Annotated in this window: 13 protein-coding genes; 7 read left to right on the forward strand and 6 right to left on the reverse strand. The window is 50.0% G+C overall.

What is annotated here, in order from left to right; genetic code table 11:
• Positions 1 to 2 precede the first annotated feature (2 nt).
• On the reverse strand, positions 3 to 371 hold the full coding sequence (locus HMPREF9441_RS04585) for a BlaI/MecI/CopY family transcriptional regulator (RefSeq protein ID WP_009389200.1): 369 nt from the start codon (positions 369 to 371) through the stop codon (positions 3 to 5).
• A gap of 218 nt (positions 372 to 589) precedes the next feature.
• Here HMPREF9441_RS04585 and HMPREF9441_RS04590 point away from each other — a divergent pair, with 218 nt between their 5' ends.
• Together HMPREF9441_RS04590 and HMPREF9441_RS04595 are read left to right on the forward strand one after the other, a co-directional pair.
• On the forward strand, positions 590 to 3052 hold the full coding sequence (locus HMPREF9441_RS04590; protein WP_008618527.1) for a heavy metal translocating P-type ATPase: 2463 nt from the start codon (positions 590 to 592) through the stop codon (positions 3050 to 3052).
• A 15-nt stretch (positions 3053 to 3067) separates the two neighbouring features.
• A complete protein-coding gene (locus tag HMPREF9441_RS04595) occupies positions 3068 to 3910 on the forward strand; it encodes a 4Fe-4S dicluster domain-containing protein (protein WP_008618531.1) in 843 nt (280 codons plus the stop codon).
• Positions 3911 to 3987: 77 nt separating this feature from the next.
• On the opposite strand, the gene HMPREF9441_RS04600 is transcribed toward HMPREF9441_RS04595, so the two are convergent.
• Positions 3988 to 4266, reverse strand: a complete 279-nt coding sequence (locus HMPREF9441_RS04600) for a hypothetical protein (protein WP_009389199.1) — start codon at positions 4264 to 4266, stop codon at positions 3988 to 3990.
• Positions 4267 to 4583: 317 nt separating this feature from the next.
• Here HMPREF9441_RS04600 and HMPREF9441_RS04605 point away from each other — a divergent pair, with 317 nt between their 5' ends.
• From HMPREF9441_RS04605 to HMPREF9441_RS04620, 4 genes are all read left to right on the forward strand, one after another.
• Positions 4584 to 5963 (forward strand): PTS galactitol transporter subunit IIC, encoded by a 1380-nt coding sequence (locus HMPREF9441_RS04605; protein ID WP_008618538.1) that lies wholly within the window; start codon positions 4584 to 4586, stop codon positions 5961 to 5963.
• Between the two features lie 59 nt (positions 5964 to 6022).
• On the forward strand, positions 6023 to 6979 hold the full coding sequence (kduI, locus tag HMPREF9441_RS04610) for a 5-dehydro-4-deoxy-D-glucuronate isomerase (protein WP_008618539.1): 957 nt from the start codon (positions 6023 to 6025) through the stop codon (positions 6977 to 6979).
• A 177-nt stretch (positions 6980 to 7156) separates the two neighbouring features.
• The gene (locus HMPREF9441_RS04615; protein WP_172634915.1) at positions 7157 to 7597 is read left to right on the forward strand and encodes a PepSY-like domain-containing protein; all 441 of its coding nucleotides are present in this window, start codon (positions 7157 to 7159) and stop codon (positions 7595 to 7597) included.
• A 203-nt stretch (positions 7598 to 7800) separates the two neighbouring features.
• Positions 7801 to 8808 (forward strand): N-acetylmuramoyl-L-alanine amidase family protein, encoded by a 1008-nt coding sequence (locus tag HMPREF9441_RS04620; protein WP_008618545.1) that lies wholly within the window; start codon positions 7801 to 7803, stop codon positions 8806 to 8808.
• Between the two features lie 105 nt (positions 8809 to 8913).
• Here the strand turns inward: HMPREF9441_RS04620 and HMPREF9441_RS04625 are convergent, their stop codons facing one another.
• Entirely contained in the window at positions 8914 to 10614 is a 1701-nt protein-coding gene (locus HMPREF9441_RS04625) for an AAA family ATPase (RefSeq protein WP_244949616.1), read from the reverse strand.
• 100 nt (positions 10615 to 10714) lie between these two features.
• Positions 10715 to 17230 (reverse strand): dockerin type I domain-containing protein, encoded by a 6516-nt coding sequence (locus HMPREF9441_RS04630; RefSeq protein ID WP_008618548.1) that lies wholly within the window; start codon positions 17228 to 17230, stop codon positions 10715 to 10717.
• 282 nt (positions 17231 to 17512) lie between these two features.
• Here HMPREF9441_RS04630 and HMPREF9441_RS04635 point away from each other — a divergent pair, with 282 nt between their 5' ends.
• The gene (locus HMPREF9441_RS04635) at positions 17513 to 18427 is read left to right on the forward strand and encodes an Rpn family recombination-promoting nuclease/putative transposase (protein ID WP_172634916.1); all 915 of its coding nucleotides are present in this window, start codon (positions 17513 to 17515) and stop codon (positions 18425 to 18427) included.
• Positions 18428 to 18999: 572 nt separating this feature from the next.
• On the opposite strand, the gene HMPREF9441_RS04640 is transcribed toward HMPREF9441_RS04635, so the two are convergent.
• Together HMPREF9441_RS04640 and HMPREF9441_RS04645 are read right to left on the reverse strand one after the other, a co-directional pair.
• Entirely contained in the window at positions 19000 to 19377 is a 378-nt protein-coding gene (locus HMPREF9441_RS04640) for a LytTR family DNA-binding domain-containing protein (protein ID WP_008618550.1), read from the reverse strand.
• A gap of 566 nt (positions 19378 to 19943) precedes the next feature.
• Positions 19944 to 21404, reverse strand: coding sequence for an MFS transporter (locus HMPREF9441_RS04645; protein ID WP_008618552.1), 1461 nt, complete (start codon positions 21402 to 21404; stop codon positions 19944 to 19946).
• Between the last annotated feature and the right edge of the window lie 2 nt (positions 21405 to 21406).

Below are 21406 nucleotides of genomic sequence, written 5' to 3' on the forward strand. Positions count from 1 at the left end.
TTTCATTCTTCTTTGCGCCCGCTTTCGATACGGGCTATCAGTTGTTTCAACTCGTCCACGTCCATCTTGTCTTCCTCAATGAACTGCGATACCACGTGGGCGTACGAATTATTATAATAACGTGAAATGATGTCGCCCAAGGCAGAACCCACATACTGCTTCCGGCTCACCTTGGCCCGGTACAAGTAGATGTTGCCCACCACGTCATATTCCACAAAACCTTTTTCCACCAATAACTTCACCAACGTGGCTACCGTATTATAATGGGGCTTGGGAGCGTCGTAATGCTCCAACATCTCCCGGATGACCATCGGGCCGCCTTCCCATAAAATTTCCATTATCTCTTTTTCTTTCTGTGTCAGACTTCTCATATTGTTTCTGTTTCTCTGTTTGGTACGATACAAATATAGGTAAAACATTCCATACAAGCTACTAAAATAGTTAGTAGATATACTAAAGTTAACAATAATTAGTCTTCCCAACCCGAGATGGCGCAAAAAGATATAAAAACAAACCATAATTCTGTAAGGTTGTCCATACAAAAATCACTAACTTTGCCTTCGCTTGACGAGTAATACATGGAGAGAAGATGAACCAAGGACACATAGAAAAAAGGACGTTCCCCGTATTGGACATGAGTTGCGCCGCCTGCGCCGTACGGGTGGACAAGACCCTCAACGGACAACCGGGGGTGCGCACGGCTTCCGTCAACTACGCGGCGGCCACGGCTACCGTGGAATACGACACGGCACAGTGCAGCCCCGAACAACTGAAAGCGGCCTTGCAGGCTGCGGGTTACGACCTGTTGGTGGGCGACGACCGCAAACAGTTGGAAGACCGGGCGGAACAGGCGCACGACGAGAAGTACCGACGCTTGCGGCAACGCACCGTCTGGGCCATCATCCTCGCCCTGCCCGTGGCCGTCATCGGCATGTTTTTCATGCACATGCCATACGCCGACCTCATCTCATGGGCATTGTCCACCCCCATCGTCCTCTGGTTGGGACGGGATTTCCACCGCAACGCCTGGCGGCAACTGCGGCACGGCACGGCCAACATGGACACTTTGGTGTCGAACAGCACGCTCATTGCCTACGTCTTCAGCTTTTTCAACATGCTCTTTCCGGAGTTCTGGACGGCACGGGGCGTAGAACCTCACGTCTATTTCGAAGCGGCGAGCGTCATCATCGCCTTTATCCTGTTGGGGCGGCTCTTGGAAGAAAGAGCCAAGGGCAGCACCTCGACGGCCATCCGCAAGCTCATGGGGCTGCAACCCCGTACAGTCACCATCGTGGACGACCGTGGGGAAACACGTGAAATCAGTATCGACGACCTGCAACGGGGGCAGACCGTCTCCGTCCGTCCCGGCGAACGGATTGCCGTGGACGGCACCATCGTCGCGGGCAGTTCGTACATCGATGAAAGCATGCTGAGCGGCGAACCGGTGCCCGTAGCCAAGCGCGAAGGGTCGCACGTTTTCGCCGGCACCATCAACCAACGGGGCTCTTTCCGTTTCCGTGCCGAGAAAGTGGGAACCGACACCGTACTGGCCCACATCATCCGCATGGTGCAGGACGCGCAAGGCAGCAAAGCCCCCGTGCAACGGTTGGTGGACCGCATCGCGGCCATATTCGTACCGGTCATCATCGGCATCGCCCTTCTTTCGTTCGCCTTGTGGTGGTCACTCGCCCCGTCGGACGGTTTCACGCACGGCCTGTTGGCTTTGGTCACCGTACTCATCATCGCCTGCCCCTGCGCGCTCGGACTGGCCACGCCGACAGCCATCATGGTGGGCATCGGCAAGGGAGCCGAACACGGCATCCTCATCAAAGACGCTGAAAGCTTGGAGGCCGCGCGGCAGATAGACAGTATCCTGTTGGACAAGACGGGAACGGTCACGGAAGGGCATCCCACGGTGACGGAAATGACGTGGGCGGAAGACAGCCCGGCCGGCCTGCCCGACATTTTCTTCAGTTTGGAAAAACAGTCGGAACATCCCTTGGCCGAAGCCGTCGTCGGCCATATCCAAGGACGGGAACTCCCCGTGCAGGACTTCGAAAGCCTGACGGGAATGGGGGCAAAGGCGGTATGCCAAGGCCAGACGTATTATGCCGGGAACCTTAAGCTGCTGGAACGGAACGGTATCCCGACAGACGAACGCCTGACACGTACGGCCGAACGCATGTCTGCCGCTGGACAAACGGTGATTTACTTTGCCGATACGAAGAAAACATGGGCAGTGGCCGCCATATCCGACCGCATCAAGAAGACTTCGCGCCAAGCCGTGGCCGAACTGCAGGCCATGGGCATCGAAGTCTATATGCTCACGGGCGACCAGGCCCCCGCTGCCGCACGGATAGCCGACGACGCAGGCATCCGGCACTACCGCGCCGGGGTGTCGCCGCAAGACAAGGCCGATTTCGTGGCCACCTTGCAGCGCAAAGGGCATCGCGTGGCCATGGTGGGCGACGGCATCAACGACAGCGCCGCCTTGGCCCGCGCCGACCTGAGCATCGCCATGGGACGGGGCAGCGACATCGCCATGGACGTGGCTCAGATGACGCTCATCTCGTCCGACCTGACCCGGATTCCGGAGGCCATCCGGCTGTCCGCCCGTACCGTACGCACCATCCGGCAGAACCTGTTTTGGGCTTTCATCTATAATATAATAGGTGTACCCGTGGCCGCCGGAGCCCTCTACCCCCTTTGCGGCTTCCTGCTCAACCCGATGATTGCCGGAGCGGCCATGGCCATGAGCAGCGTGAGCGTCGTGACGAACAGCCTGCGGCTGAAACGGGCCGGACTGCGACACGAAGAAACCGACATTTCAAAACCCTATACAGATATGAAGAAAGAATATAAAGTGGAAGGCATGATGTGCAACCATTGCCGCATGCATGTGGAAAAAGCATTGAACAGTATCGAGGGCGTCAACGCCACCGTGACCTTAGACCCTCCCGTGGCCGTCATCGAGTTTTCGGGAGACGCGAAGTCCTTGGAGGACTTGCAAGCCGTACTGGCCGAAGAAGGTTACAAAATCTCGGAAATGTAAAGGAAGGAGGAAACCATGCAGTTAGACAAGCTTTGCGTGGCCTGTTTCTCGCCCACGCACACTTCGATGAAAATCGCACGCGCCATCGCCGACGGCACGCGCATCGCGCGCCGTGAGGAAATCGACCTGACCACCGACCCCGCCGACACGCCCATTTCGGTACGCAATGCCATCTGCATCGTGGCCGCCCCCGTCTATGGGGGACTTGTGGCCCCGGTAGCCGTCCGGCGCATCGCCCGCCTGCGGGCGGAAAACAGCATCGCCATTCCGGTGGTGGTCTATGGCAACCGCGACTACGAGGATGCCTTGGTACAGCTTCGCGACCTCTTGCACGCCCAAGGATTCACGCCCCTCTGCGGTGCGGCATTCGTGGGCGAACACTCCTACAGCCGTCCGGGCATGCCCGTCGCCGAAGGTCGTCCCGATGCCGCCGACTTGCAGAAGGCCGCCGCTTTCGGGGCGCAAGCCTATGGCAGCCTGTTGCACCAACTGAACCTGCCCCACCCTCCGGCCACGGATGCACGTGACTTCGCGCTGACCTACGACAGCCCGTTGGAAAGCCTCGTGACTGCGCCCGCGATGAAGGGTAACGTACCCTACAAGACCCTTGGCCCCTCCACACCGCAGGCCCCGGTGGTGAACGACAACTGCTACGGCTGCGGAGAATGCGTGGACTGGTGCCCCACCGGCGCCATCACCATAGCCGACGGACGTTCCGCCACCCGTGTGGACTTGTGCACCAAATGCTGTGCCTGCGTCAAGTTCTGTCCTGTGGGCGGACGCACTTTCGACACCCCTTATACCGCCATGTTGCACCAGAACTTCAGTGCACGTCGCGAACCGGAATGTTTCGTCTGACAAAATGTCAGGCCAACCTCACGAGAATCGTCTATCCGCCTCTTTATTCGGACGAGGTGACAAAAAACGTCGGCATTTCAAGCCGACGTTTTTACATTCCGCAACCACGGGCGAGGTTTTCGCTTACAAAAAGACACCCTCTCCACACCGCCATGCGGCATGCCCCGCATGCAAACGACATCCGTCAGCCTTTTCCCGTGACAAAAAGCATGAGGATTTGGCGCACGGAAATCCGTCAGATAAATCAAAAAAAGCCCTTCTGACCTCCCTTTTACACCGTTTACCGCCCCCTTTTCCACCGCACGGAAGACCGTTTCCGGCCGACAAACGGACAACTCCATTTTTTTCTGCTCCAAAACTTTTTCCGCTTTCAGCCAAACGAAATTCCAATCTCATGAGATTAAGGCCCCGGATTCAAAAGAAATGCGTCATAAATACATAAAACGGGCCTTATACCGGTTTGGATTTAACATATCCTCTCTATTTGAGCCTTTTACTACCCGGTGCTTATACGTAAAAGGCTGACATATTGTCAGTATTTCACGTCCTGCCTCATCCGCCTTATTTTCCCTTTCCCATCTTTTTTTTCTCAATTCTGTTTGCGTTACCAATAGTTTTATTTAATTTTGCCGCACCTAATCATTTACGAATTAATACCAAGAAAATTAGGAATATGGAAGCTGTATTCGGTTACATCATCGGCCTCGGGGCCGCAGTCATGATGCCCATTATCTTTACCATACTGGGCGTTTGTATCAAAATCAAGTTCGGAAAAGCCTTACAAAGCGGCCTTTACGTGGGCGTCGGTTTCGTGGGATTGTCGGTCATTACGGCGTTGCTCACCAGCAGCCTCAGCCCCTCGCTCTCAAAAGTGGTGGAGATTTACGATCTCAACCTCGAAGTGTTCGACATGGGATGGCCTGCGGCAGCCGCCGTGGCTTACAACACGTCGGTAGGTGCGTTCATCATTCCCGTATGCCTCGGAGTGAATATCCTGATGCTCCTCACCAAAACGACAAAGACCGTCAACATCGACCTGTGGAACTATTGGCATTTCGCCTTCATCGGCGCAATGGTCTACTACACGATGGACAACATCGCATGGGGTTTCTTCGCCGCCGTCATCTGTTATATCCTGACGCTGATAGCCGCCGACTACACGGCTCCCAAATTCCAGAAATTCTATGATAAGATGGATGGCATCTCCATCCCGCAGCCTTTCTGCCAAGGGTTCATGCCTTTCGCCATCCTCATCAACAAGGCACTCGACCTGATTCCGGGGTTCAACAAACTGTATATCGACGCGGAGGGCATGAAGAAGAAATTCGGCATCCTGGGCGAACCGCTCTTCCTCGGCGTATTGGTGGGATGCGGCATCGGCGCACTGGCCTGCAAGAACGGGCAGGAACTGGTGGACGGCATTCCGGGTATCCTCGGACTGGGTATCAAGATGGGAGCCGTCATGGAGCTGATTCCCCGCATCACGGGACTGTTCATCGAAGGTCTGCGCCCCATTTCCGACGCCACGCGCCAGATGATTGCCCGCAAATTCGGTGAGAATGCCGGTCTGCACATCGGTATGAGTCCGGCCTTGGTCATCGGCCACCCGACCACGCTCGTCGTATCGTTGCTGCTCATCCCCGTCACGCTGTTCCTCGCCGTCGTCCTGCCGGGCAACCAGTTCCTGCCTTTGGCTTCGCTGGCCGGCATGTTCTACGTGTTCCCCATCATCCTGCCCATCACGAACGGCAATGTGGTGAAGACGTTCATCATCGGCCTTATCCTGATGGTCATCGGACTGTATTTCGTGACGAACCTCGCGCCCTACTTCACCAGTGCGGCACACGATGTGTTCAACATCACGAAGGACACGGCCGTGGCCATCCCCGAAGGTTTCGAGGGCGGTGCGCTCGACTTTGCCTCCAGCCCGTTGGCATGGGTCATCTTCCACCTGACACACACGGTGAAATATGTGGGTCCGGCTGTCCTTGTGCTCTGCACGCTCGGACTGGCTGTCCTCAACCGCCGCGCCATCGTCCGCAAAAAGTATTAAGACGCGGACGCATACCACGCATTTGAATCTAACATCACATAATCAAAAACAGAAAGAAAATGAAAAGATTTGCATTGGCTCTTTGCCTCGGCCTCGGCGCACTGGCGACGAACGCCCAGATGAACTACAAAGTACAGACCGCCTGCCATCCGCAGGATGTCAAACACTACGACACCGAACGCCTGCGCAGTGCTTTCATGATGGACAAAGTCATGGCGCCGGATGAAATCAACCTCACGTATACCCTGTATGACCGTCTGATTTACGGCGGAGTGATGCCGGTAAACAAGGTTCTGAAATTGGAGAAGTTCCATGAACTCGGGCCGGAAATCACCTACTTTTTGGAACGCCGCGAATTGGGCGTAATCAATGTCGGTGGAGACGGTGTGGTAACTGTAGATGGCAAAGCATACGAAATGAAGTACAAAGAGGCTCTCTACGTAGGTTGCGGCAATAAAGAAGTTACTTTCAAGAGCAACGATCCCGCCAAACCCGCCAAATTCTACATCAACTCGGCTCCCGCATATAAGCAATTCATCACCCAGTTGATTACGACTGACGCAAAGTTACAGAAGGCCAACCCCAAGAAATACGTTTTGGGCATCTCTGACCATTACGGCAAGATGGAAGAAAGCAACGACCGTGTGGTCAACCAGTTAATCGTAAAAGACGTTTTGGAGAAAGTGAAAGGCGGCGGCACGAACCAACTGCAAATGGGACTCACCGAATTGGCTCCGGGTTCCGTATGGAACACAATGCCGGCCCACACACACACACGCCGGATGGAAGCTTACTTCTATTTCAACGTAACCGACGGCAACGCTATCTGCCACTTGATGGGCGAGCCCAAAGAGGAACGCCTCGTATGGTTGCACAACGAGCAAGCCATCACTTCGCCTGAATGGAGCATCCACGCCGCAGCCGGAACCAGCAACTACAGCTTTATTTGGGGAATGGCCGGCGAGAACTTGAAATACAGCGACAAAGACGAAATCAAATATCAAGATATGCGCTAAGCATTGGGCAATCCCGCATATAGCCACATCCCCGTCCTCTACTCCAAAGGACGGGGATATTTTGTTTTACACAGTTTAACATTCTAAACGTTTGTTTTCCCATTTCTTTCCAGAATCAATCCTTTACTTTGTATCATCAAAAAGAAACAAATGTCTAACTTTCAAAAAATGAACATTATGAAAAAGTTATTATTCTTACTGCTGAGTGTATTCACTTTACAAGTAGCGCAGGCCGACAACGACAAACCCATCACTTTCGACAAACTGCCGGCTAAAGCACAGACTTTCATCAAACAGAACTTTCCCACGGAAAAGGTGGCATTCACCAAAATGGAGAAAGGATTCTTGGACACGAGCTACGATGTCGTGTTTGTCAACGGCAACGGGGTTGAGTTCGACAAGAACGGCGAATGGACAGAATTGGACTGCAAACGCAGTAGCGTACCGACGAAAGCCGTTCCCGCCCAAATCACAAAGTTCGTAAAAGAAAGCCATCCCAATGCTACCATCCTCAAACTGGAGCGCGACCGTTACACCTACGAAGTGAAACTGTCCAACTTCTGGGAAATCAAATTTGACAAGCAATTCAATGTCATCGACATGGATATGGATGACTGAACAGAAAAAACTGCAAATCCGGATCCGGCACATTCCATCCCGAAAAGGGGGAATGTGCCTTTTTCGTACCTCTCCGGTTACCGGCTGCTTTTTTCAGTACGCATATCCCCAAAAACATATCTTTTCATAAAATAGGTTGTATCACGGCAAAATATTCAAGCAAGCTTAAGATTTTGCGTTCGATTTGCATTATCTTTGTGAACATGAACATCCGTAAACTTTTCCTCTTTGCATTTTGGACGGGTTGCTGTCTGACATCGACTTTATACGCCCAAGAACGCGCCAAACCTAAAAACGGAGAAGGCGTATCGACATTTCTTCAACGTTTTGGCTACACCTCCCGTGCAGCCCAAAAGGAGTTTCTGGAAATCAACAAAGGAAAACTGACCCGCGACGGAGGCTTGATACTGGGACGTAGTTACCGGCTTCCCACCGGTAAGAAGTCTGGGAAAAAAGCGCGGGCTGGCAGTCGTAAGACCAGCGTTGTAGAACCACTTTTCGGCCCGGCATACCAAAACGTATCCGTCCGTTCCCATGAGTTAGAAGGTGCTTGCTTGTATTTGGTCAGCGGGCACGGAGGTCCCGACCCCGGAGCCATCGGAAAAGTAGGAAACCGGGAATTGCACGAAGACGAGTATGCCTACGACATCATCCTGCGGTTGGGACGTGCATTGATGGAAAAAGGTGCCAAGGTACATATCATCATTCAGGATGAGAAAGACGGCATCCGCGATGACCGGTATTTGTCCAACAGCGACCGTGAGACCTGCCTCGGACAAACGATTCCGCTCGACCAGATAGCCCGTCTACAGCAGCGGTGCGATGCCATCAACCGCCTGACGTATAAGGATAAAGAGAAATACAAACGTGCCATCTTCATCCACGTGGACAGCCGGGGACATAAAGACCAGGTCGATGTATTCTTCTACCACTCTCCCGGCAGCAAATTAGGAAAACGGCTGACGGAAAACATTCATAAAACCTTTGAACGGAAATACGACAAACACCAACCGAACCGGGGATTCCGGGGTACGGTAAGCGAACGTTCGCTCTACGTATTAAAAAAATCCAACCCGGCGGCAGCTTTCCTGGAACTGGGCAACATACAAAACGAACGCGACCGGAAACGCCTCGTCATCCCGTCCAACCGTCAGGCCTTAGCCGACTGGATTTGCCAGGGTATCATAAAGGATTTCAAGGGACAACGGTAAAACCGAAGTCCCTATAAGACAAAAAGAACGCATAGAGGAAATCATTCCCTATGCGTTCTCCTTTTTAGTGCACGTGCTGTCGCAGCACACGCAACTACCAACCTATTATTTCATATAAAACTTCTTCACTGTTCCGTCGGAGTACTTGAAGATGTTGACTTGCCCTTTCAGCGGAGCAGCCACACGCTTGCCGCTTACGGTATAGATACCCAGCAATTCAGCACCTTCAGGACCTTTCACTCCGGCAATGCTACTTCCCTCATGGGCTTTTTTAGCGTCTGCCAATACCTTCTCGATTCCAGCTTCGATGGCCGTCGCGTCGATCTGGCTTTCTGCCGTCAGCTTCACTTCATCGTACAAGTCCTTCACCTCGTTACTGATGGAATCGATGTCTTCCTGCAAAGCGGCAATGTCGGCCGTGAACTGCTCTGCCACGTCGGCATAATCCGTTTCTATCGTAGTCTTCGCAGCGTCCAACTTAGCCTGAACGGCGGCGATGTCGGCAGTCAAACGAGTGTAAGCCTCTTCATTGGCAGTAACTTTCTGCTGATAGTCCAACACCATTTCCACCATATCCACGATAGCCGTGTCGATTTCCACCACAGGAGCCAACACCTCATCATAAACAGTCGCGAGCGTTTCATTGGCGTAAGCCTCGTTCACAGACTTCTGCAAATCCTCAATACGGGTAGCCACTTCCTGAACGGCATTCACGACAATCGCACTGTCTTTCACGTTGGTAGCCTCAGTATTGATTTTCTCCACGGCAGCCTCATAGCGCGCACGCAAGCCCTGTACGGAGTCATTGGCAGGAGTATAGTAGGCGATGAAAGAATTATATATCTTCACCGTCGAAGTACCATGAACTTCGATACCATGATCACTGTTATCAGAAATCACAACTTCACTGAGTGTAATATCGGAAATCTCGGCAAGAGCCTCCGAAGCTTTCACATAAAACGAGAACAATACAGTAGTATCTTCTTTTTCTTCGATGGTTCCACCCGTAAGGTCGGATATGGCCAAATGCAATTTACCGTCTTCGGTGATATTAGAGCTGATTGTGGCATTTTGCGGTAATCGGTCGCTGTACTCGAAACGGGGTCTTCCATTGTCTTTGGTTTCAAAAGACAGACCTTCGGGCAAAGTCACCACAGCTTGCAAACCACGCACTTTCACATAATTGATCAAACTTACGTCTACCTTTTTAGACGTGCCATCGGTCTTGACAGACAACGAGTCGTCAGTGAAGAACAACTGACCGATGTTCGGGCTGACACTGGCGGTATAATCCTCCAACTCGTACTTGACCGTAAATCCGGTCTCTTCGTCCTTCTCACTGCTACTGCCCACGATATTCGTCAACACGATGTCGCGCGTCTCAATAAGGCTGCTATTAGCTTCCACATCAAAATAAACCACCGCGCCGCTATTACCCACGATATTGGACAAATCGGATGAAAGAATCGTCAAACGGTATATGTTAGACCGGGATTCCTGGTCAAATTTCAAATGATCCATATAAATGGTATGTGAATCACGATCCAAACGTGCCTCGTTACGGGTCAAATTATTTTTAAAAAGAAGCCCTGAAGGAAGCTTTATATCCATCTGCAAAGTAGATATCGCGTCACTGTTGTCCAAAAAAACAGCCACGGTCTTTGTTTCTCCCGACTTGATATTGAGGTTATCCATGGAGACCTTGTTCTCCGCCGAAACACTCATGCAAAAGCCTACGGCCGCCACCAACGCGAGCGAAAGCCTCGATGCAAGCTGTTTCAATAAGATTTTTGTATTTTGAATCATACGTTCTATTTTTAATTGCGTCCTACATTCATGTTTTTTTAAGAAAGAAAGCGCGGCAACCTTACGTGGCGGCCACGCTTTCATCACATAGAGACTTTATTTACTTCTTCAACACTTTCTTGACAGAACCATCAGAGTTGCGGATGATATTGATACCTCTTGTGAACTTGTCCATGATCTGACCGCCCACAGAGTATATCTTCTCTTTCATGCTTGGGTTGGCCTGCACACCGTTGATACCGGTTACTCCGCCTTCGCCACTGCCGCCGATGCTATAGACTGAGCCCGAAGCATCTGCTGCCAAGACATTCGATACGGTAATCTTAGAAGCGGCTTTTCCGGATACTTCCAAATAAACCAAAACGTCATCCACGTCACTCAATTCACTGTTTTGGAGCGAGCTTACCACGATACGGTGCGTGCCGTTGTCCATCGTGTTGGAATAAAGTTCATGGTCGCTTGCACGCTCGCCCAACGACTCGTTCAGCAAGGTTACGCCGACCGGGAGTTTCACATCCAACTGGCAACCGGTATATGCCGTCGTGTTCTTCAAGCGGATCGCAATACGCTTCACGCTGCTTTCTTCGCTCATGGTCATCTCAACCACGTCCGTACTTTCTACCGTACGGTCCACGGCAACTCTTGCACGGACATTGCGTACTGCATAATTCGTGTACCTCATTTCACCACGAATGATACTTGCAACAGCCGTCACGTCACCGATGTTGATCTTACCATCTTTGTTGATATCCGCTGCATAGAACACCATCGAACCTTCTTCCACTTGGTCTACGCCAAGGACGTAATTCATGATCTGCGTATAGTCGTTCACCAGTACGCTACCGTCACGATCCACGTCGCCAAGGATATAAGCCTTGTCTTCGGCATCGGTAGCCAACGTGGCCATCTTTTCGGTCAACAGGGTGATTTTCTTCTGAACGGCCGGAACGGCTTCTGTCATGTAGTCGATAGCCTTAGACGCTACCACCTGTCCGTCGTCTCCAACCAAGTCTTTTCCGTCGATATCCTTAAAGATTCTGCCAGACTGTGCATCGTTATGATAAGTACAGAGAGCCTTAATACTTTCTTCGATTTCATCCAAAGTCTTGTTCAGTAACTCTTTGTCCTCAGGAATATACAGATTCTCCGGATCCGTACCATTGATTACATTATCTACATTCAGCCACAAGCCTATCAGACCGATATTTGCAGCATCTTCGCTGTGAATGGAAGCATCCAATTCCTCTATTGTGGCAGACTTATCCATTGCTGCAATCTTGCTTTCAACGGTTTGCTTGTGGGCAAGCGTACTGTTTGCAGTGAGTTTCCATATTGCATACGTGTCCTCAACCGTCTTGGCATCCTTGTCAATCAGATCCTGGATGACCTTCAGTTCAGCCTGAGCCGTTTCGGTTTCAATGTCGTAGAAACGATAAGCCGTCAACTTCTCAACCATTGCGTTGAGCTTGGTTTCGAGAGACTGGATTTCGCCAGTAAGTCTGACGTATGCCTCTTCGTTCGCAGTATAAGGCTTTTGGGCTTCGGCTGCTTCGGCTGCAATAGTTGCCAATTCCTCAGCTATGGCATTGATGCCGAACGTCAACTTATCGTTGTAGAACAAGATACGACCCTCTCCATTATAGCTGTCAATATCGGCCTTGATACCTTCTATCGATGTGCCGACAGCAGCCATGGAAGACTTGAACTCTGCCTGTACATTGGCGTGCATACCGTTGAGCGTCTCTGTTTCAGCTTTCCAATTCGTTTCAACTTCACCGACCTTAGCCATAAGTTCCGTATAAAGAGTATTGGACAAATCGGAATTGTAGTAAGCTGCAAGTTCGGTACGCATGTCGGCAATAGCGTCCTCATATACGAGATATTTCGCCTGTTTGGCTTTTTCATCATCAAGTTTACCGATTTCACCCTTAGAGTCAATAGCCTTTTCGAACTTCACCACAAGGTCATCTATCTTAGCGATGTAAGCGTCGACTTCTTCCTCTTCAGGTTTGCCAACCACAGCAGCGGCGGCTTTGTTCTGCTCTCCTCTCAAGACATCAAATTCCTTAAGGATTCTTGACTGTTCATAACCATTCGCTCTTGCATAGAGGCTCTTAAGAGTGGCAGTAATCGTGTTACATCTGCTTTCTGCCAAAGTTTCGTTACGTACGCAGCTTCCCGCTACACGCCATTCAGTTGCATCCTCCAACAAGGCTTCTATACTATTCTCTGCACTTACAAGGTCCTCATAGAGTTCTGTAATGACGTAATTATCTACGAATTCTGCCGCAGCAGTCAGTTCGGCTTTCACATCGTCTACTTTACCCACGATTCTGTCATAAGCCTTGTTGCTTGCCTCTTTATCCTCCCAATCCTTACGTGCTCGAGTATAAATGTCATCGGCAGCCGCATCGAAGCTGTTAATCTTAGCTTTCAGGCCGTTAATCACCTCACCATAGAGGGCTTTTCCTTCGGCTACAGCCTTGGCATAGTCTTCTTTCGCCGGAATGATATAAGCCTTCTCAGATGCTTTGTATTCATTGATATAAGCTTTCTTCTTCGCCTGGTCTGCATCATCGGCATATTCCCACGCATTCAACTTCGTCAGAGTCGTATCGATCTTATTGTCAACTCGTCCGATTTCAGCTTTCCACTCATTACCGGCAGCTTTTTCCTTATCGGCAGCAATCAACCCTTCAATAGTTTCGAACTTCTCGAGATGGGCATCCACCTTCAACGGCAAGAAGACATCGGCATCCAAATCCGCTTTGGCTGCCTTGAGGATCTTATCGACATCATCGAAAGCCGTTTTCCTCACATCTTCCGTATAGCCTGCATTCAGCAATTCCTCCTTTGCAGCCTCAAGCAAAAGCTCATGAGCTTCGTATTCGCCTTTGAAATACGGTTTAGCTTCGGCATTTACCTTGTCGTTCATGACCTTCAAAGCAGTACTAATATCCCCTATGATGTCCTCTACCTGCTGCTTGTATTGTTCGTCTTCATCGAACAGTTCACCGGCCGGAGTATTCTGATATGCAGCATTTGCTGTGGTCTCGAGTTCACGAACTTCTGCCAAATAACCATTGATTGCAGTATTAGCTTCATTGACAGCCTCAGCCACCATAGAATTGAAGTTCGTGTTCTTCAAGTTACTGAAATCGCTAATCGTATCCAATGCGGCTGAGAATGCATCACGAGCGTCCTTCACGGCTTCATTAAACCTGTCAATGCGAGCCGTGTTATCCGCTGCTATAGCTTCGTCATAGCCGTCCTCTTGAGCTTGGAGAATATTGCTTATCGTGTTACTGATACTACTGAGTTCCTCCTTTACCTCTCCATCTTTAGCAGCAGACTGTCCATTTGCATAATAGCTCTCTATGGATTGTTTAAGTTTGTTCAACTTCGTTTGCTCTTCCGTGAGTTGCTTCAAATAGTCTTGTACTATGCTCGTCTGGTCGCCGGTACTTATTTTATAATAAGCATCCTCCCACTCTTGTGTAACTCTCTTAGACCAATCTTTGCCGATTTGTTCATAATATGCCTTCTTATCAGCCTCGGCTTTGGCTTTCAAGCCATTGATGTTGGTATTCAGATTTTCAAATTGCGTTTCAAAATCTTTCTGTTGGTCGGCGGATTTACGCTCGGTGTATGCTTTCTCCACATCGGCTGTAATCTCATCGAATTGTGTTTCATACTTCTCGATTTCTCCCAAATAATACGTTTCATTCGTACCATCGGTTGCGGCAGCCACATCCGTACGAGCCTTGTCGATATTGTCTCCGATCTTCAAAGTAGCAATCTTTCCGGTCGTCGCATTCATAATCGCATCGTAAGCCTTCCAGTTCGTTGTGGAGGCTTCGGCAGCCGTACGGGCATTTGCCACTTCCGTGCTGATGGCATCCAATTTCACTTTGATTCCAGGCCAAGCTGCCACCAATACTTCTTTTTCGGTAGAGTCGTTGATGGCCTTTACTTGTTCATTGAGCTTAGTCGTGATACCATCCACGAGGTCAGTAAACTCGGCTGTCCTGTTCGCATCTTCGTTCAAGGCCAGTACACCCTTAGGCACGGTCGTTCCGTTACCGTTAAGTTGGTCTTTGATACCTTGAACCACTTTGTCTGCATTGGTCTTGGCTTCCGTGTTTGCCTTGACTTTTTTGGCCACTTCCTCAGCCTCATTCAACAAATCCGTAATATCGGCTCCAATAGTGTTCAGTTCGGCATTGATGGAAGCCAACAACGCCATATTCTCTGCCTCTTTACCTTCTTCCAATACGTCTGGGATAAGATCTTTCTGTGCCTGAAGCGCCGCAGACAAACGGTCTTTTTCTGCTTGTAATGTAGCTTCACTCTTACCGAGCTTATTCTTATAATCATCATCCCAATCTTTCAACCTTGCCTCTTGAGTTTCAACACTCTTCTTGGCCTGGTTAAACAGACGCTCCACAGCGATTTCCACCACATCTTCGTCGTACTTGGCCTTATCGGCATCGAAAGTACCTACAAGCATTCCGGCATCGGTCACAATCGTTGCACCTTCCGTAGTGGTCAACGTTTGGGCCTCTACCAAAAGTTTATAATGCTCGTCGCCCGTCTTTTCATTGACAGCCGAGTTCTTCTTGTTATTGATCTTGTTATAAACCAGACGCATGGCATCGATGCGATCGCCGTAAGTCACATCCGTCCGGTCTTCACCATTGTAAACGGGAACCTCGCGGCCTTCGCTTCCGACTTTCTTTTCCAATTTTTTGATAGCCTCATCATAGTCAGCCAAAGCCGTCACTACAACCTCGTATGCAGCCACGCCCTCTTTTGCTTTTGCTTCATAGTCGGCAATCTTTTGTGTGGTTTCCGCAAACTTGCTTTCGTTTTCAGCCTTCCATGCCACACAAGTCTCATTCTTGAATGCCTCGGAAATGGCACTTGTATATCCATCTATCTCTTCCTGCAACTTGGCTTCGTTAGCTGCATACTTGCCGTCCACCGCATACTTGCCGTCTTTCGACTTCAAAGCGTTCACACGAATATTTGTCTCGTTCAACGTCTTTTGTATGACAGACACGCTCTCCTTCAAACCCGTATAAGCGTCATAGTTTTCTTGTCCGCCTACGGCTTCCTCTACCAACTCACCGATTTTCTCCTCTACGGCAGCCTTGTCAGCCGTGTAATCGGCTGTGTCAATCGTATTGTTCTTCGTATCAGCCTCTACTTTTGCCGTAAGATCGTCGATAAGTTTCTGGATAGCGTCCACGGCAGCACCGTAGTTGTCTTTCACGCCTTCAAATCCGGCAATTTCGTCCAAACGATCCTGCAAGTCATCCAACATGCTCTGTGCATTATCATAGCCTAACTTCAAAGCCTGGGCCTTCTGCTTATATTCTTCACCTAATTCGCCGATTTTTGTTTTAGCCTCAGTAAGAGCAGCATCATTCGTAGCCTGATTTGCTGCCGCACCGACATGGTTGGTTTCATTACCGTTCTTCTTCTCAACTTCGAGAATGTCCACGTATTGTTCGTTCAATTTGGCTTGGGCTTCCTCCAAAACGGGTCCATAGACATCGGGATACTTATCTCCCGGATCAAATGCCGCATACACGTCTTGCAAGGTCTTATTATACAAGTCCTTCAATTCGCTTATCTTTTCTGCAACCGCAGTATATGCGACATGGTCGCCCGGCGCAGCGGCAATGGCCGCAGAATAATCCGCTATCAGCTTGTCAACTTCCTCTGCAAACTCGTCATTGAATTCCTGTGTACAAACTTCTACGGCATTACCTGCATTATAAGCATCCAATGCTGTTTTGAGAAATGTGTCGATTTTGCCCTTAATGGTATTGTAGGCCTCGGCGGTTACCGTCCCTGCATATTTTCTGGCATCTTCATCTGCAATGTTCTCAATAGCCGCCTTGGCATTGTCAAGTGCCGTCTGTCTTGCATCACCTATTTCTTTAGAAACATAATAGGGAGTTGCATTTCCGACATATTTGTTCACTTCCTCATCCAAAGCTGAAATGTCAGCCATGATGGTAGAATTAGCCCACCCCTTATAAAGCTCGTAATCTTTATAAAGTGCGTAAGCCTTGTATTCATCCTCTCCATCGTCCTTGATCGCCGCAATCTTCGCAGAAAGCTGACTGGCTCTAAGCACCAATTCATCGGCCTGTGCATCCTCCAACGTTTCCAACTTGGCCGTAACCTTAGCCAAAGCATCCACCAACCCTTTTTGGTCGAGCGCAAATTCATGATCCAATACCAATTTAAATCCGCCAACCTTAAAAGAGCCGCTTGTGGCAGTCTCGATTCGGATAATCACATCGGCTTCCGCAGCGGTGATTTCAAATTGATTATTGACAAGCTCATTTCCGTTCACCGTTATTTTGGCATTCTCGTTTTCGGAAACGGTCAACGTGTATTTACCCTTAACCAGTTTGCCAATATTCTGCGAGATGGTCAATCCCGAGGGTGAAGTAAATACGCCGTTCTCAAAGTCGAGATCGGCTGCTCCGGTCCAGTCCGTCGCTGCGTCAGCTTTAATCTGATCCAAATTTGCATCGGCATACGCCGCCATCGAGGCGGATGTCATAGCAAGAATAGAAACCAGTGTCTTCTTTTTCATACTTCTAATGTTTTTAAAATTCTATACTCAATCTTTAAAGTCTCTATTTGGTTCAACGGAATGCTCCACATTATTTAATAATATTAGGAGACACCCGTCCATTTTTCGGGGTAAAGTTAAATACATTCTTGATTAACCAAATATAGGCTTTATACGTTATTCGTGAACCATGCCATTCTTTTCGTGAAAAGCAAAAACAGGCGGAAATATAAGATAGAAAATGGATTTATGGGAATAATTTAATATCTTTGTCGGGTATGACATGATTAAATGACTGTAGCCATGGGAACGGAAGGTATAATAGACAGGTATGTCAATTTCTACACGGATTTTGCATTTAAGAAGCTTTTCGGGACAGAAATGAACAAGGATTTGCTCATCAGTTTCCTGAACGCCCTGTTGCAGGGGCGTGAGGTCGTATTGGATGTCAATTATCTGAATACGGAACACCTCGGTACACAGGAGTATGACCGCCGTGCCGTGTTCGACGTGTATTGCAAAAACGACAAGGGCGAGGTTTTCTTGGTGGAGATGCAGAAGGGCGAACAGCAGTTCTTCAAGGACCGCAGCATTTATTATTCGACCTTTGCCATCAGGGAACAGGCTCCGCGTGGCGAGTGGAACTATGAGCTGAAGGGGGTGTACACCATCGGCATCCTGAATTTTTGTTTCGACAAGGAAAGGGAGGGGAACTATTACCACGAGGTGAAACTGATGGACACGACCACGAAGGAGGTTTTCTATGACAAGCTGGTGTTCATCTACTTGGAGATGCCTAAGTTCACGAAGCAGGAAAATGAGCTTGAATCGTTGTTTGACAAATGGCTTTACGTCATCCGCAATCTGGCTGCATTGATGGAGCGTCCCCGTGTGTTGCAGGAGAAAGTCTTTACGCATTTGTTCGAGGCGGCTGAAATCGCCAAGTTCTCAAGAGTTGAACGTTATGAATACGAGGAAAGCCTGAAGGCTTACCGGGATTGGTTCAGCGTAATGACGACAGCCGAGTTGCGCGGAGAAGAACGTGGAGAAGAAAGGGGTTTCAAAAAAGGAGAAGAGAAGGGATTAAAGGAAGGTTTGGAGAAAGGCCGTCTTGAGGAACGGTTGCGGAATGCAAGAGGTTTGAAGGCAAGAGGGGTGGACGCGGACATCATTGCTCAGGTGACGGGGCTTTCTGAGGATGATATCTTAGGCTTGTAGAACAGTCTTACGTTCCATTTGATGTTGGCATAAGACTTTGGATTTTTAGCTTTTGCAGTGTCAGCCAAACGATTTTCCGTTCTGCTGCAAACGATTTTTCAATCTGCTGAGAACGATTTTCGGACGTACTGACATCCGTCTTACGGGCTTTGCCATGCTGAAAACCGGATAAAAAGAAGGTATGGAGGCGTCCCTAATTTGTATTCTCCATACCTTACCTTATAGCAAACTGTTTTTCGCCCGAAAAGGTTCGCATCCTTCAGACCTCCTCTGTACCAACGTTTTAAGGTGAACTTTCTACCGTCCTATCCTTCACCGGAATTTCACCGGAAAACGAGTTGTCCGCATGAAACTGTTTTTAATAAAATAGCATTCGAATTGGTTTTCAATACATTACGGTGAAGGGTCTGACACGGGAGCTTTCATATTGCATCTTCGCGGACAGATAATAGACTCAAAGCACACCGGTCTGCCACGAAACGTGACCTGAACGCCATCTGCCTTGAAGAACGCACCGCCACGGCATAGACCGCTGGAACTACGACAACGTGACACGATATTATAAAACAGTTTCAGCTTTGCGTCGTCGTAATCTGCGGTTTCCCGCTGATATCCTCCATCAACATGCGAAGCACAGGCTTAGGCAGGCGAAGCGTGTAGTTCGTACCGTGGTCGTCGGCCAACACCGCCACCTGCTTCACCGCGTTGACATGGAAGACCCGCCGGATGTTGACGATATATTTACGTCCCAAGCGCAGGAACGCATCACCGGCCCTCCCCTTGTTCGAGAGAGCGGCTTCTACTTTGGCAAGGCCGAAAGGAATCATGAAATGTGTCCCCGAAGAGTAATAGACATGAGTGTAATGGTCGTCGGCCTCAAAATACAACATCCGGTCGAGATCCACGACATAGAGTTCACCATACACACTGAAGCATAGTTTGTTTTCCATCTGCACAACCCCGCCGCACTGTCATCCTGCGGCTTCGTGCCCGTGTCTTCCTCTCAGGCACCGGTTAATTTTTTAAACGACATAATTCCGGACACATACGAAAAAAGCGTGGAAAACCCGCCCGTTGCTGTTCCACACACTGAGGCCCTCGCATTGCCCATACCAGTAGAACAACAACGCACAGTCCCACGCCGATATGAACAACACCCACCTTTATGGCATCGTATGTGGTGTGCCACAAAAGTGGCACACTCACCAACGGCAATAAAGGCATGCGTTCCTGTACACACCCCATGGGCATCTGCCGCTGCCATGTCCTGACTGATACTTCGAATTTGCGAGATTCCAGTGTGTCAAGAACAAAGCGCCTAAGCAAACGCCTTCTCAATATATGCACACCCCCACCGCTGTTTTCCGGCTAAATTACCTTACAACTTTTTTCCGTGTCTCCACATGAAAAATCCCTTCTCGGCGTGGAATGTAAATGCAAAGATAGGAATAAATATGATAAAACCCGAAACATCCGGAAACAAACCGATGCTTCATGACATAAAAAATAAAATCGTTCAAAAACGGTGTGCCCGTAAACGCGAACAGGATACAAGGCTTCCACAGAGCGTAAAACCGCCGGCCAACCACATGGCAGCATGGGGCGCACGGTCTCCGTTGAGATAAAAAAGCAAAGCTACCAAGGCTGCTCCCGTGGTCTGTCCTACCAAACGTGCCGTGGCCTGCATCCCGCTCGCCCCACCGGTCCGATATGACGGTGCGGAACTCAGCAACAAATGGTTGTTGGGCGATTGGAACAGTCCGAAACCGAAACCGCAGAGCATCAAACGCGCCACCAGTCCGCCATAACCCACCGACGGCGACACATCAGCCAGCAAGAAGCACCCGACACTCATCACCAGTAGTCCGACACCTCCCAACAGCCCCGGATGGATTTTCGTAGCCAACGTGCCGGCCAAAGGACCGGCCACCACAATCACCAAAGGCCAGGCGGTCATCAACAGCCCCGTCTCTGCCGCGCTCATCCCGAACGTGAGATGGAACATAAAAGGTAAGGCCACCATCCCTAACATTTGCGAAGTGAAGGAAAGGATACTGGTCAGCACAGACAAAGAAAACACGGGTATGCGAAGCAAATCGAAAGGCAGCATCGGATAGGGCTGGCGCAACTGACGACGCACGAAAACGGTCCCTATCCCGGCCAAAAGGACAACCCCGGCCACAATCCAACGAAAGGACAGCCCGTGGGAAAAGGCTTCCACACAACCGATGAACAGACCGAACGTAAGAGCGTTCAGCACTGCCGAAGGGAAATCGAATCGTCGCCCTTCGACGCGCGTCGGATTCCCCGGCAAGTATCTACGGGCTAAAAAGAATGTCAGTACGCCGAACGGCAAATTCACGGCAAACAGCCATGGCCAAGAGGCCACGGATAAAATCGCACCGGATATCGTAGGTCCGGCCACGGAGGCCAGAGCCACGACCGTGGCATTCAGTCCGAAACCTTTGGCCAGATGGCGTTTCGGATAAATCAGACGCACCAAAGAGCCATTCACGCTCATCACCATGGCTGCCCCCACGCCTTGCAACATGCGTGAAAGAACCAGCAGGACAAACGAACCGGACAAGGCACAACACAGCGAACCGACGGTAAAGAAAACCATTCCCCACAGATAGGTACGTTTGAATCCGAACAACTCGCCCAACGCGGAACAGGGCAACAGGGTCATGACGACCACCAACTGGAAAGCATTGACTATCCAAATGGAATCGGAGGAAGAGATTTGCAACTGACGCGCAATCGTGGGCAAGGCCACGTTGCATATCGTGCCGTCGATGACCGAAAGGAACAACCCCGAAAAAATAGCCACCATGGCATAATAGATTTGCGGACGATGAAGCCCGTCCCAATCCATATTCCCCACCACGTGTACTGCCGAAGGTTCCCGTCTGTCCTGTGCCATCTTTCTTATTGTGTTGAAAAAGCCGTCCTGCCCATGGCAAAACGGCTCATACATGA

Origin of the sequence: Paraprevotella clara YIT 11840 (assembly GCF_000233955.1) — a bacterium.
GTDB classification, from domain to species: domain Bacteria; phylum Bacteroidota; class Bacteroidia; order Bacteroidales; family Bacteroidaceae; genus Paraprevotella; species Paraprevotella clara.

Coding starts and splice junctions, on each gene's coding strand:
- HMPREF9441_RS04595 (WP_008618531.1), top strand. CDS start 3,068: ATGCAGTTAGACAAGCTTTGCGTGGCCTGTTTCTCGCCCACGCACACT.
- HMPREF9441_RS04625 (WP_244949616.1), bottom strand. CDS start 10,614: ATGATTCAAAATACAAAAATCTTATTGAAACAGCTTGCATCGAGGCTT.
- HMPREF9441_RS04615 (WP_172634915.1), top strand. CDS start 7,157: ATGAAAAAGTTATTATTCTTACTGCTGAGTGTATTCACTTTACAAGTA.
- HMPREF9441_RS04640 (WP_008618550.1), bottom strand. CDS start 19,377: ATGGAAAACAAACTATGCTTCAGTGTGTATGGTGAACTCTATGTCGTG.
- HMPREF9441_RS04590 (WP_008618527.1), top strand. CDS start 590: ATGAACCAAGGACACATAGAAAAAAGGACGTTCCCCGTATTGGACATG.
- kduI (WP_008618539.1), top strand. CDS start 6,023: ATGAAAAGATTTGCATTGGCTCTTTGCCTCGGCCTCGGCGCACTGGCG.
- HMPREF9441_RS04635 (WP_172634916.1), top strand. CDS start 17,513: ATGGGAACGGAAGGTATAATAGACAGGTATGTCAATTTCTACACGGAT.
- HMPREF9441_RS04630 (WP_008618548.1), bottom strand. CDS start 17,230: ATGAAAAAGAAGACACTGGTTTCTATTCTTGCTATGACATCCGCCTCG.
- HMPREF9441_RS04605 (WP_008618538.1), top strand. CDS start 4,584: ATGGAAGCTGTATTCGGTTACATCATCGGCCTCGGGGCCGCAGTCATG.
- HMPREF9441_RS04585 (WP_009389200.1), bottom strand. CDS start 371: ATGAGAAGTCTGACACAGAAAGAAAAAGAGATAATGGAAATTTTATGG.
- HMPREF9441_RS04620 (WP_008618545.1), top strand. CDS start 7,801: ATGAACATCCGTAAACTTTTCCTCTTTGCATTTTGGACGGGTTGCTGT.
- HMPREF9441_RS04645 (WP_008618552.1), bottom strand. CDS start 21,404: ATGTATGAGCCGTTTTGCCATGGGCAGGACGGCTTTTTCAACACAATA.